Origin of the sequence: Aurantiacibacter atlanticus (assembly GCF_001077815.2) — a bacterium.
In the GTDB taxonomy this organism is placed as follows: Bacteria; Pseudomonadota; Alphaproteobacteria; order Sphingomonadales; family Sphingomonadaceae; genus Alteraurantiacibacter; species Alteraurantiacibacter atlanticus.
Genome location: NZ_CP011310.1, coordinates 2,018,654 through 2,031,405 on the forward strand (window position 1 = coordinate 2,018,654; position 12,752 = coordinate 2,031,405).

The following is a 12,752-nucleotide window of genomic DNA, read 5'->3' on the forward strand; positions in this document are numbered from 1 at the left end:
TTTGCATCGTTGTCATATGGGGAGAACTGCCGTCTTTTCCACACCTGCCACAAGCTGCGATGGCCTGGCGCGCGGCACGGGTTCGACGAATTGACTGACAGATACGTTAAAACCCCATTCAGCGGCCTTTCTGTAGGACATTATTGCAATTCGGGGCGTTGTATGCAGAACACCTGCGCAACTGTTTCGACTGAACTTGTGCCCCAAAAGAAGTTATTAGGAGAGAATATCAATGTTTCGTGCTTTCCGCTCCGCTCGCCGGAAATCCTCGCAATTTGCCCTGGCACTTGCCCTGGCAGGCGGTGCCGCAGTTGGCACCGCAGCGATCGCCCCTGCCGCCATGGCACAAGACTATTCATCTGGCTTCATCGAGGTCTATCAGCCTACTGCCGACCTGACTCAGGGTGAAACACCGGATTACGAAGCAGCGCGTGCGCGGCTTGATGCAGTGCATGCAGCGGTCGAAACCGATGATGATCGCATGGCCGCAGGCAATCTGACGGTTATTCTTGGCAACCAGCTTGACGATGGGGCCTTGCGTCGCACCGGTCTGGAAATGATGATTGCTAGTGGCAAGGTTGCGCCTGAGCAGCTTGGTCAATTCCACTTCTACGTGGCAAGTTACGCATATAATGCCGGTGATTACGCCGCTGCCCGCGCCGCGATCGAGGCCGCGATTGCCAATGGCTATGTCGATACCGATACGACGGCTGCCAACGATCCCGAGTTTCTTCTGATGAAGACCTATGTGGGCGAAGATAATCCCACAGCGGGGTTGGCTTATATCCTTGGAGAAGCCAACAAGCTTGAGGTTGCTGGCCAGCCTGTGCCCGAAAGCTGGCTGCTGCAAGGCTTGCAGGATGCCTATAATGCCAATCTCACAAATGAAGCGACAGATGTTTCCCTTGTCCTGCTGCGTCAAAATCCGTCCAAGCAGAACTGGACCAACACCTTGCAGGTCGCGAATGCGCTGAACGAACTTGAACCTTCGGCGCGTGTTGATCTGTTCCGACTGATGCTGGAAGCAGACGCCATAACACAGCGTGGTGAATATATCCGGCTGGTTGAAGATCTTGATCCGCGTATCATGGGCAGCGAAGTTATCACCGTACTCGATGCCGGTGTAGCCTCTGGCCAGTTGGACGCTTCGGACCCCTATTATGTGGAAGTTCGGGGCATTGCAGAACCGCGCGCCGCAGCCGATCGCAGGGAAAAGGCTGCCACTATCGCCGAAGGCGAAAGCGGTGATGCGCGCATGGCGCTGACAACTGGCGACGTGCTGTATTCTCTTGGAGATTATGCGGAAGCAGAGCGCTTTTATGAAACCGCGCTCGAACGTGGTTTTGATAGCAATACGGCCAATACGCGTATTGGCATCACGCTGGTGAAGCAGGGCGATTACGCTGCTGCACAGGAAGCCTTTGGCCAGGTGAGCGGCGCCCGTACTCCGGTGGCGAAACTGTGGTCTGCCTATGCAGAATCGCTCGCAACGCAATAAGCCCTAATTAGGACGCAATGGCGGCGCGGAGAGCATTCAGCTTTCTGCGCCGTTTTTGTTGTTATGCGCTCGGTGTGCACGTCCCAGTAATTTAATCGCGCTATAGCGATTGGCACGATGCGCCCGATTTGGATCGCCTTGATTGCCGTGTCGGTGCTTCCGGCCAACCCGCTTCCTGCACAGGCAGAGACGGTGGATGCGCTATCTCCGCAATCCGGTGCCATAGTGCTGACAGAGGCCCAGGCCCAGATTGGTTTGAGCGATGATTACAGCTTTTATGGTCCCGAAGATGCTCGCACGATTTTGGTCGAAATCTGGGAAAATCCTCCTTCGCAAGCCGAAAATGCGTTGGGCATCGTCATGCCGGCAGGAGACGATCCGAGGCAGCAATCATGGGGTGCCATCATCACTTGGGAGCCGATCGGTTGGGTTGATAGTGATGACGCCCGCAACACCGATTACGCGGGATTGATGGTGCAGATGCAATCTGCCGCCCGTGCGCTGAATGCGCAGAGGCGTGCGGAGGGTTATCCCGAAGTCCAGGTGCTCGGTTGGGCGCAAGAACCACGATATGACAGCGTGGCCCACACTGTTTCATGGGCGCGCGAGCTCCATTTCTTCGATGATGAACCCAATGCCCTGCATTATGACATGCGATTGTTGGGACGGCGCGGCGTGTTGAGCATGAATATCGTCGGCACAATGGATCAGTTGGCCCAAATCCGCGCCGGAGCGGCCGATCTTGCCGGGCGGACAGAATTTGATAGCGGCGCACGCTATGAAGATTTCGAGGCTGGGCGAGACGACGTAGCCGCCTATGGCGTGGCTGGCGTTGTCGCCACCGGGGTTGGGGTGGCGGTCGCCAAGAATGTCGGCGCGATGGCTCTCTTGGGCAAATTGCTGCAACCGCTGGGGATTGCCCTACTGGTCTTGGGAACGGCGATGCTTACGCCGTTGCGCCGCCTGTTCAGCCGCAAGAAGCCGGATAATTGAGCGCTATACGTTGAACTTGAACATCATGACATCGCCATCCTGCACGACATATTCCTTGCCTTCCTGGCGCAATTTGCCGGCATCCTTCGCACCCGCTTCGCCGCCCAATGCGATGTAATCGTCATAGGCAATGGTTTCAGCGCGAATGAAGCCCTTCTGGAAATCGGTGTGGATTTCACCCGCAGCCTGTGGAGCCTTTGCACCCTTGGGGAAAGTCCAGGCACGCGATTCCTTCGGTCCCGCCGTGAAGAAGGTGTTCAGTCCAAGCAGTTGATATCCGGCACGAATTACCCGTGCCAATCCGCTTTCTTCCAGGCCGAGTTCGGCAAGATATTCTCCGCGATCTTCAGGCTCCATTGACACCAGCTCGCTTTCAATAGCGGCTGAAACCACAACGGCTTGCGCTCCTTCGTCAGCAGCTTTTTCGAACACGCGTTGCGACAGCGCATTGCCATCGGCTGCATCTTCCTCTGCCACATTGCAAACGTAGAGAACCGGCTTCGCAGTCAGCAGCTGCGCTTGTTCAAACAGGGCAGCTTCCTCGTCATCATTAGGCTGAGTAAGCCGGGCAGGCTTGCCTTCACGGAGCAGTTCGAGTGCCTGGCCCAATACACTGGCGAGCGCCTTCGCTTCCTTGTCACCTGCGGTAGCACGGCGTTTCGCATTGTCGACCCGCTTTTCGAGGCTTTCAAGGTCAGACAGCATCAGTTCGGTTTCCACAACCTCTGCATCGGCAATAGGATCGACCTGATTGGAAACATGCTGGATATCGTCATCTTCAAAGCAACGAAGGACGTGAACAATTGCATCCACCTCCCTGATATTGCCGAGAAATTGATTTCCCAGACCTTCGCCTGCACTGGCACCTTTCACAAGGCCCGCAATGTCAACGAAGCCAAGCTGGGTGTGAATGATCTTCGCGCTATTGGCGATGGATGCCACCTTGTCGAGCCGCGGATCTGGAACCGCAACCTGGCCCACGTTCGGCTCAATCGTGCAAAACGGATAATTGGCCGCCTGCGCCGCCTGCGTTTCGGTGAGGGCGTTGAAAAGGGTGGACTTGCCGACATTGGGCAGGCCGACGATCCCGCAGCGAAATCCCATGGATCAGTTACCTTTGGTCTAACGATTACAATCTTGCGCGGCCTTTAGCGGGCGATCCGCGCCAATACCAGTGGCACAAGACAGGCATTGACGATTGATCAGGGGTAAACCACTTTTCAACCGGCGCAGGCTATGAACTACGCCATGAAAAAATTGATCCGCTCCGCCTCCGTTCTTGCCTTGGCGCTCTCGCTCGCGGCCTGCGGTCTTTCCCCGGAAGAACGCATGGATCGCGCAGAGCAGGCCTTCGCTGAAAATCGCTTCTCAGAGGCGCGGTTGGATCTTGCCACGATTTTGCAGGAAAATGCAGACGATGCCGTCGCTCTCGATTTGCTCGCTCGCACGCAGTTGCAATTAGGGGACGGGGAAGGGGCTGGATCCTCGCTCTCCCGCCTGGCGGAGCTTGGTGCTCTTCCGGCAGACCTAGCCGAGATGCTGGCAGAGGCGGACCTGTTACGCGGCAAATTCAAGGAAGCTCTGGATGCGGGCAACGCCTTGGAAAACGCAGCAGGCGCGCGGATTGCGGCGTTGGCGCATGTCGGGCTTGGCGATGCTACTGCGGCACAATCCGCATTTGAAAGCGGAACCCGAATGGCAGGCGGGAAATCGCGCCTGCTGGCCGATTATGCAATTTTTATGCTGAATGCAGGGGATTCCGATGCTGCGGAAAGGCTGGGCCAGCAGGCCCGTGAGGCCGCGCCCGACGGGCTCGATTCACTCACAGCCAGCGCACGGATCGCCCAATCACGCGGAGAACTTGGCAATGCATTGACCCTTTATGAGCAGGCAGCCCGCATATGGCCCGAAAGCCGCGTCGCTCTGCTGGGGCAAATTGGGGTGCTTGGCGACCTGGGACGTATAGAAGAAGCGCGGCCGCTGATCGAACAGGTCGTTCGGCGCACGCCTTCCGATCCCGATGTCATCTACCTTCAGGCGCGGCTTGCGGCCGAGGCTGCCGATTGGCGGCAAGTGCGCGAATTGCTTCAACCGATCGAAGGGCGCGAAGATATACGCCAGCAATTGCTTTATGTGCGGGCCTTGATTGAACTGGACCTCCCTGAACAGGCGCAGCCGCGTCTCATCACCATGGTGCGACGCACCCCCGGCAATGCCGAGGCAAGAAGGCTGCTGGCGCGTGCACAATTGGCAACGGGCGATGCCGGCGCCGCCTTTGCCACGATCCAGCCGCTCGCGGACAGCGCCAGCGGCACTTCGCAGGATCTGGCGATCTTCACCACCGCTGCGCGCCAGTCTGGCCTTGCAGATGAAATTGAGACCGCGCTCAAGCAATCTCCACCCTCGGAACGCGTCGGCCTGCTCCTGGCTGAAGGCGACAATGCTCTGAATGATGAAAACTGGCGCGGGGCGATCGACGCTTATGAGGAATTGCGCGGCTGGACTGGCGATTCCAATGCAATGGTTCTGAACAATCTTGCCTTTGCCCATAGCCGGTCGGGGAATCCGCAAGAAGCAATTCATCTTGCAGAATTGGCGCTGGGCAAGGCACCGGACCATCCATCTATCATGGATACGCTGGGATGGTTGTTGGTCAGCACTGGCAAGGATCGCTCCCGTGGTCTGCTATTGCTGGAGCAGGCTGCGCAAGCAGCGCCCGAAAATGCAGTTATCGCGCGCCACCTTGCCGAAGCGCGCCGTGGCTAATCGCCGGTGGGGCGGACGCAAAAGAGGCGCCGCCCAATCAGGACGACGCCTCTTCACTGTCTCGAATTAGAACTTATCAGGCGTAGGCGGGCTGAACCTCAGCCTGCGTGCCCACTCGGCGCCGGCGCATGAAACCGAGCGATGCAAGGGCCAAGGCCAGCAGACCGAGCATGCCAGGTGCCGGAACGGGTGTGCCGCTGGTGGAACCGCCAGTCGTTGTCGAAGTGATCTGCTCTCCCGTAGCCGAACTTACGCCGTCAGCGCCGGTGATGCTCTGATAACGAACGAAAAAATCGTCCAGCGTGATCTCGTCAGGGCTTGAACCGAATAGCAGGGACATTGATCCTGTTCCGCTTTCGCCTTCGGTCACGCCACCCCGGCCAGAGCACGAACCGGCAATTGCAGCGCGGAAGCACACATCAACATTGCCGACGCGGTTAGGGAGGTGCGGTTCACTCGCGCGGCCATCCGCAACGAATGCATAGCGATATGCGCCATCCACAATCGCGCCGGCAATGTCGGGATCGACGTTGAAAGCGAAGCTGGAAATGCGTGAGGTTACACCGCCATCTGTGGTGTTCGCCACTTCGTAGGAGAAATTATAGCTATTGCCGATCACGCTATCGAGCGTGAAAATCAGCGTGCTGGTCAATCCGTCGACAATGCCGCTGCTGTCTCCGGAAAAGCCATTGAGGTTGATTTCAAACGCAGTCCCGACATCTCCGGCTCCTAGCGTTATCGGATCGGCTTGGGCCGGTGCAGCGAGAGCAAGGCTCGCCATGGCAACAATGCCGGTCACAAATTTGTTCATCGTCAATTACCCCCTGAACACTTGGTTTACAGAGAATAAAGCAAAGCCTGTGCCATTCCAGGAGTTCTGCGGTTTTCCATGGTTAACATTCTCGACTAGACATCAGGCTTGTCAAGAAAACCGACGCTTCACCGAATATTTGCGCTTTGGCCGTATTGGCCATTGAATGAAAACCGGTCAGCGCCTCTCCAGAATATCCGTATTTGTCTTTGCCGTCGCATCGTCCATCGCGCTTGGCGGATGCAGCTTCATGCAATCCGATCCGCTGGCGGAAGCGCAAGAGCATTTCGCCGGGCAAGATTATGTGTCAGCACAGATTGATGTCCTTGCGGCATTGCAGGAAGATGCCTCTGATCCGACGGCGCTCGAGCTGCTGGCCCGCATTCAGCTTGCGATGGGGCGCGGGGCCGACGCAAATCTTACGCTTGACCGCCTCAAGGATGCTGGCGTGCTCCCAGCGGATGCAGCTTTGATAGAAGCGGAAGCTTTGCTCCAGTCGGGGAACCATCGCGCTGCGCTCACTCTGCTTCGCGGTAGAGAAGGAGCGGAAAGCTGGCGGCTGCGCGCACTCGCAGCGGCAATGGCTGGAGACAATGATGGTGCCTTGCGCGCCTTCGCAATGGGGAAGGGGGCTAATGGTGACAAGCGCCGGCTGTTCGTGGCCGAGGCCAACCACCATCTTGCCAGAAATGATGTTGACGCTGCCCGTCCTGCTGTTCGGCAGGCCCAACTGCTTGCGCCGGACAATGTTGAAACGCTGTATGTCTCTGCTCGCCTTGCAGAACAGGAGGGTGAGCCCGAACTGGCAGCGCGCGCCTATATGGCGATTATCAAGCGTTTCCCCGCAGATAAGCCTGCATTGCTGGGCGCAATTCAGACGTTAGATATGATCGGCCGCATTGATCTGGTTCGCGATCTCATCGCGCGTGGCCGAACCGCATATCCCGAAGATGTCGAATTTTTATATCTGGAGGCGAGCTTGCAAGCCTTCGATGGCAATTGGTTCAATGTGCGCAAAATGTTGCAGCAGCATGAGGCAATGGTCATCGAGCACGATAAAGCGCGTGGCTTATACGGGCAGGCAATGCTGGAACTGGGTCAGCTGGAACAGGCCAGGGCGCAGCTGGCACCACTCCACCGCCGCTATCCTGACAATGTCGCCTATGCGCGGGTCTTGACGCGTACCCTCATCGCATCGGGTGAACATGCCGCAGCCTATGCGATTATCGGCCCTTTCGCGGGCCGGCGCGATGCTGCAATAATCGATCGGCAGCTGGCCGAAGAGGCAGCACGCGGGCGCGCTTCCGCCAGCTAATCCGTGGCTTGCTGGCGCAGCGCAATTTCGCTCATGAAACGGGCGTTATCGCCAGTGGCCAGCCAATGTGCTTCTGCTCCTATTGCAGCGAGCATATCGGTGAGGCCATCTATCTCTGATTTCGCGTAATTGCCCAGAACATGCCCATGGACCCGATCCTTATGGCCGGGATGGCCAATGCCGATGCGCACGCGGCGAAATTCCGGACCACAATGGCTATCGATCGAGCGCAATCCGTTATGACCGGCATGGCCGCCGCCAATCTTCACTTTGATCTTGAACGGGGCAAGATCCAGCTCATCATGAAACACGGTCAACGCGTCAATCGGAAGCTTGTAGAACCGCAAGGCATCACCCACTGCGCGGCCGCTTTCATTCATGAAAGTGGCGGGCTTGAGCAGTAAAATCTTTTCTGCGCCAAGGCGGCCTTCCTGTGTCCAACCCTGAAAGCGTTTTTGCACTGGGCCGAAATCATGCATGTCTGCAATCAGGTCGCACGCCATGAAACCGACATTGTGCCGGTGCATCGCATAGCGCGGTCCGGGATTTCCAAGGCCGACCCATATCTGCATGGCAGTTCCCCTAAAGCCTGCGCCTCCAAAAGCAAACGCCGACCCTTGTGGGGCCGGCGTTGCTGTAATCGGTTAAAGGATAAAGCGAGTTATTCGCTCTTATCCGCCTGCTCTTCAGCAGCGTCCGCATCGGGACCCTGCTCGGTTGCAGCAACCGAACCGGGATCTGTTTCATCACCGTCTTCGTCCGAAGACTCACCTTCGGCACGCTTGAGCGCAGAGGGGGCAACGATGGTTGCGATGGTGAAATCACGATCGGTAATGGCGCTTTCGGCACCCTTGGGCAGCGTGACAGAGCTGATGTGGATGGAATCGCCAACTTCCAGACCGGTAACATCGATCTCGATCTGGCCAGGAATCTTGTCCGCTTCGCAGCTGAGTTCCAATTCGTGACGCACGACGTTGAGAACGCCGCCACGCTTGAGACCTGGGCTGTCTTCTTCATTGACGAAGACCACGGGGATTTCCACGACGATTGTGGCATCCTTGGCAAGACGCAGGAAATCGACATGAATCGGACGGTCCTTGACCGGATCAAGCGCCACATCCTTGGGCAGGGTGCGGTGGCTTTTTCCATCCAGATCGATCATCACGATGGAATTCATGAAGTGGCCGGTCATCAACTGTTTGACGAGTGCCTTTTCTTCCAGGTGGATCGTTGTCGGTTCTTCCTTGCCACCGTAAATAACGGCGGGAACACGGCCATTGCGACGCAGCTCACGGGAGGCTCCCTTGCCAGCCCTTTCGCGCAGCTCGGCCGACAGGTTCAGAGCATCGCTCATAAGTCTTGCCTTTCGATAGATTGAATACGACCCCGCACCATGCCTCCAGGGATGACCATGACAGGGGAGGGCGCGCGTTTAGCAGCAGCTGTGCAAATTGCAACTATTCTATGTCCGGCAGCCTCTGCACATCATAGCCCCTTTTGCTCAGCAAATCTGCAAGCCCTTCGACGCCCACCACGTGAGACGCGCCCACCGCGACAAAGGGGGCGCGGCCTTCCCTTATCAGAGCCGCAATTCGCTGCGCCCAGGCCGCGTTTCGCCGTGTCAATAATACTGCCTTTAGTTCCGGATGCGCCAACAGCGGTCCATTCAGTTGTCCCACCATCCACTGGTCATTGCCAGTAAGCCAGGCATCTACAGCGACACCGCCCGCATTCCTCTTTCTTTCCTCCGCCACCCCTGCAAGCAGGGCAGATTGAGCCTCTGCCGAAAGCATATCGAACATTGCAAGTTGCCCGTCATAGCTTTCAAGCGCGACGACATCCTGCGTCTGTGACAATAATACGCGGTCCACACCATTGCGCGGATCGCCTTCTCGCACTGCGGCCGCAAGCGACAGAGCAGCAGCCCAGCTTTCCGTATCGGGGAAATCCTCATCCTGCCGCTCTGCTTCATTCAGCAAGGCACGCAGAGCCGGACGGTGAACTGGTGCGACACGTTGTGTAAGCGGCGGCTGCCCCGGTGCATGCGCCAGTTGGTTGAAGAGATCAGGTCCGGTGGGATCGCCTAGATCGGCGACCTCCACAACCAGCACACCTGATTGTGTCAGCGTATGGTCAATTAACGGCGTGCGCCACTCCACCTCATCGGGCAGGGCATGGATGGTTCCGAACAGCCAGCCTTTTTGCCCCTCTGGCGCAGTGATTTCCCAAACAGCGGGAGAGGGCTCGGGCCAGACCTGCCTGGCATCATCATTTGGGGCGCTGCAGCCAACCAGCCACAGCGCCCCCAATAATGCGATGATCGTGCGTATCAGTATGCAACCCGCTCCGTGCTTATGCCGCGCTCTGCAAGGAATTGCTGGACGCTACCTTCACCGGCAAGATGTCCTGCCCCTACAGCGATAAACACCGTGCCAGGCTGTTCGAGGCGCTGTTCGATCCATTCTGCCCAATTGGAATTGCGTGATGTTAGCAGCACATCATACAGCACCGGATCGCTCATTTCCTCATTCATCAGAGCGGCCAGACCAACGGCATCGCCATCCATCCATTCATCGATCAGGGCCTGAAGGCCGGGACCCATGTCAGGCAGGGCCTCGACGCTTTCATCAAGCATGAGCAGCTGCGATTCCATCGGCAATCCATCAAAAAAGCCGAATTGCTGCTCAACCGTTTCAAAGGCGGCGCGATCCTTGCCTTCGACCTGTTCATCCAACACGCGCTCCACACCGGTGGAAGGATCCATGCCCGCCTGCATCAGCGCAATCTGCGCCATGTTCATAATGGCAAACCACGGTTCAAAACCGTCGAATGTTTGCGGCGGAAGACCTAGAGCAGTCATGCCAGCCTCATATTCGACGCGGTCCTCTTCAGTCATAAGATCCCGTAGGGTGCCGCCGGTTTCAAGTTGTGCAAGGCCTATCATCAGCTGCACCATCGCCATCGCTTCGGGGGAGGGGGGCTCACCTGGCTCCATCTGCGGCACGGTGCTCGTGTCAATTTCGGTCACGAACTGGTCGGCCCCGCTCAGCGCATCGGCGATTGCAGGCTTGTACCAGTCCAATCCTTCAGGAAGGAAATGCACGGTGCCGAACAGGTAAATGGTCGTATCTTCATCACCCAATTGCCACATTGCCGGACCGCTTGAGCCCACTGCCGATTGTTCGACAGCGCCGTGTTCATGCGCGCCTGCCTCATTCGCTAGCGTTGTCTCAGGAAAAGCGCAGGCTGACAGAGTCAGTGCAGAAGCTGTAAGGATCAATCTCTTCAGCATTTTATTATCTCCGTAAAATCCAGGTAATGGTTATGAAAGATCAGCGCAAACCAAGTTTGCGCGCACCGTAAGCTATGAACATGACAGCGAGGGTTGCTAGATAGATCACCTTATCCTGCGGGGTGCCGGCAAGCCCGATGATGTCAAACATATACCAAGATGGCATTGCCACGACATAGAAATAGAAAGCGATCAATGTGGCCCACATATTGTCCATCAAATCGAGCTCATCGACCCGTCGGAAATAGCTGATGGTGAACCATGTAAAGGCGGCAACAACTAAAGCCCATATTGCGTAGATGCTCCATGCAGGAAGACTGCCATCCTCATAAAGATCGCCTGCAAATCCTGTCGCCAGACCCACGATAATGGCAATCAGGAATCCCATTCCGGAAAATGCCCACAGGCGGTTGCGACGGGCTTTCAAACGGGCTTCACCTGTCATGGCACTATCATTCATGTTGGTCATCGAAGATCTCCTCGATACGCATTTCGAAAAGGCGGGCAATGCGGAAGGCCAGCGGGAGCGATGGATCGTGCTTGCCGGTCTCAATCGCATTCACGGCCTGCCGCGACACATCGAGACGACCGGCCAGCTCCGCCTGGCTCCAATCGTGCATGGCGCGAAGAACCTTGAGACGGTTATTCATTGGAACTTCCTGGCAGATGGCATCATCTGGTCAGCGGAGTTCATGGCTGGCTGTCGAGCTTTCTGTGAAATTCTTGTATGTTTTGGCACTGATATTGCCGAACCCATATCCCGCGAAGAACATGATTACGACGATACCGAGCAGTGCAAGAATGCTGCTACGAGTGATCTCAAATTTCATGCCACGCCCTTTCACAAGGCTCTTGAAGTCCTGAAGACTGATAGGCGGGATTCATCCGCAGTATGTCGTGCGAACCTTCCCTTGTGTCAAGTTATCTTTACTTTTTGTCATGAGGAGCCGACTGTGTCAATACTACCCCTGACACAAAGTCACGGAGAGGCGACTTCGAGCCACCCAACCGTCGGAAATTCATAATGACAAATTTCTCGACGCTGCGCCAAGCATCACAAAGGCTGGCCGCTAATCTATTCTGTTCGCCGACAATCCACGGTCATCGAGCTTGATCAGCAGTGATGCCGGTCCTTCAAAATGGCCTGCCCCGACTGCAACCAGCGCCGTGCCTGGATCTTGCAGCCGCATTTCTATCCATCTGGCCCAGGAAGTATTGCGGCGGTCCAGCAAGTTATAATCGAACGCACGCCCGATGGGGCCGTCACCGAAACCAATGGAAAAATCAGCTTCCAATATCCCCTGCGCCCATCGGTGCTCCATCCTCCAATAGTCATCGGCGGACCGTTCAACATAGCCCACATCAAAAAAGGGCATGAGAGATTTTCCATTCCAAGCCATCAGCTTGCTATCGAGATCATCGACAAGCGCCGCGGTGTCGAGGCGGAAGAGGCTGTACATCACTTCTCCGGAATCCTCGATGGCGATGATGGGAGATTCTCGACGCAGGAATTCCTGCTCAAGCACGGATTCCACGCCATAAGCCTCGAACGATTGGTCATCCGCTTCGCCCATCATTCCCATCGTCAACAGGCCAAGCAAAATCGGCAGTTTGTCAATCTCGTCAAATCCGAAGCCAGTTCTGGCGATCAGCGCAATCCAGCGCTCTCGGCCTGCGGCAGACAGTCGGCTGGATGTCGAAGATCGGTTCGCTATCCGTGCCTTCAGCTTTGCATCAACATTCAGCACATCAGCGGACGGATCGAATCGGCTGGTTTCCACGACCAGTTCATCCGCTTCCGCAATTATCGCGTTGAGCTTTGCACTACGCCAGCGAAATCCACGCGGCAGGGCATGCATCGTGCCCAGCAAGTAAACGGTCGTATCTTCATCCGAAACTTGCCAGATAGCAGGGGATGGCTCGTAATCCTGCGTGAATTCATGATGTGTGTGCGGGCGAAGATGCTGCGCCGCAGCCGGAGCAGCCAGTAAAAGCGTGAAGATTGCCGCCAAGGCGATGCGGAAAAACTGACCGGTCATGCCGTGCAGATGATGCGGCAAGCATGCCATGTGTCAAG

At 56.7% G+C, this 12,752-nt stretch carries 14 protein-coding genes; 4 read left to right on the top strand and 10 right to left on the bottom strand.

Going from position 1 to position 12,752, the window contains the following annotated elements; all coding sequences use genetic code 11:
* The first annotated feature begins 232 nt into the window (after positions 1–232).
* Positions 233–1,498, top strand: a complete 1,266-nt coding sequence (locus CP97_RS09730) for a tetratricopeptide repeat protein (RefSeq protein WP_048885776.1) — start codon at positions 233–235, stop codon at positions 1,496–1,498.
* Positions 1,499–1,615: 117 nt separating this feature from the next.
* Positions 1,616–2,491, top strand: a complete 876-nt coding sequence (locus tag CP97_RS09735; RefSeq protein WP_048885777.1) for a DUF2167 domain-containing protein — start codon at positions 1,616–1,618, stop codon at positions 2,489–2,491.
* Positions 2,492–2,494: 3 nt separating this feature from the next.
* Here the strand turns inward: CP97_RS09735 and ychF are convergent, their stop codons facing one another.
* Positions 2,495–3,595 (bottom strand): redox-regulated ATPase YchF, encoded by a 1,101-nt coding sequence (gene ychF / locus CP97_RS09740; RefSeq protein ID WP_048885778.1) that lies wholly within the window; start codon positions 3,593–3,595, stop codon positions 2,495–2,497.
* Positions 3,596–3,739: 144 nt separating this feature from the next.
* Here ychF and CP97_RS09745 point away from each other — a divergent pair, with 144 nt between their 5' ends.
* Positions 3,740–5,257 (top strand): tetratricopeptide repeat protein, encoded by a 1,518-nt coding sequence (locus CP97_RS09745; protein WP_063612411.1) that lies wholly within the window; start codon positions 3,740–3,742, stop codon positions 5,255–5,257.
* A gap of 76 nt (positions 5,258–5,333) precedes the next feature.
* Here CP97_RS09745 and CP97_RS09750 read toward each other — a convergent pair whose 3' ends face one another.
* Complete coding sequence (locus CP97_RS09750) at positions 5,334–6,068, bottom strand: cistern family PEP-CTERM protein (protein ID WP_063612412.1); 735 nt, start codon at positions 6,066–6,068, stop codon at positions 5,334–5,336.
* A gap of 166 nt (positions 6,069–6,234) precedes the next feature.
* Between CP97_RS09750 and CP97_RS09755 the strand changes: the two genes are divergently transcribed.
* A complete protein-coding gene (locus tag CP97_RS09755; protein ID WP_048885781.1) occupies positions 6,235–7,383 on the top strand; it encodes a tetratricopeptide repeat protein in 1,149 nt (382 codons plus the stop codon).
* On the opposite strand, the gene pth is transcribed toward CP97_RS09755, so the two are convergent.
* The 8 genes from pth to CP97_RS09790 form a co-directional block, all read right to left on the bottom strand.
* Positions 7,380–7,955: an aminoacyl-tRNA hydrolase gene (gene pth, locus CP97_RS09760; protein ID WP_048885782.1), complete on the bottom strand. Its 576-nt coding sequence runs from the start codon at positions 7,953–7,955 to the stop codon at positions 7,380–7,382. The two genes, CP97_RS09755 and pth, sit on opposite strands and share 4 nt — an antisense overlap.
* Positions 7,956–8,044: 89 nt before the next feature.
* Entirely contained in the window at positions 8,045–8,737 is a 693-nt protein-coding gene (locus CP97_RS09765) for a 50S ribosomal protein L25/general stress protein Ctc (RefSeq protein WP_048885783.1), read from the bottom strand.
* Positions 8,738–8,840: 103 nt separating this feature from the next.
* A complete protein-coding gene (locus CP97_RS09770; protein WP_048885784.1) occupies positions 8,841–9,692 on the bottom strand; it encodes a TraB/GumN family protein in 852 nt (283 codons plus the stop codon).
* A 20-nt stretch (positions 9,693–9,712) separates the two neighbouring features.
* Complete coding sequence (locus tag CP97_RS09775) at positions 9,713–10,675, bottom strand: TraB/GumN family protein (protein ID WP_048885785.1); 963 nt, start codon at positions 10,673–10,675, stop codon at positions 9,713–9,715.
* Positions 10,676–10,715: 40 nt separating this feature from the next.
* The gene (locus CP97_RS09780; RefSeq protein WP_149036455.1) at positions 10,716–11,144 is read right to left on the bottom strand and encodes a hypothetical protein; all 429 of its coding nucleotides are present in this window, start codon (positions 11,142–11,144) and stop codon (positions 10,716–10,718) included.
* Positions 11,128–11,325 (bottom strand): helix-turn-helix transcriptional regulator, encoded by a 198-nt coding sequence (locus tag CP97_RS09785; RefSeq protein ID WP_048885787.1) that lies wholly within the window; start codon positions 11,323–11,325, stop codon positions 11,128–11,130. The genes CP97_RS09780 and CP97_RS09785 overlap by 17 nt, the downstream gene beginning before the upstream one ends.
* A 30-nt stretch (positions 11,326–11,355) precedes the next feature.
* Complete coding sequence (locus tag CP97_RS16295) at positions 11,356–11,505, bottom strand: hypothetical protein (protein ID WP_161485452.1); 150 nt, start codon at positions 11,503–11,505, stop codon at positions 11,356–11,358.
* Positions 11,506–11,745: 240 nt separating this feature from the next.
* Positions 11,746–12,744 carry a TraB/GumN family protein gene (locus CP97_RS09790; RefSeq protein WP_048885788.1) on the bottom strand — a complete coding sequence of 333 codons (999 nt, stop codon included), beginning with the start codon at positions 12,742–12,744 and terminating at the stop codon, positions 11,746–11,748.
* Between the last annotated feature and the right edge of the window lie 8 nt (positions 12,745–12,752).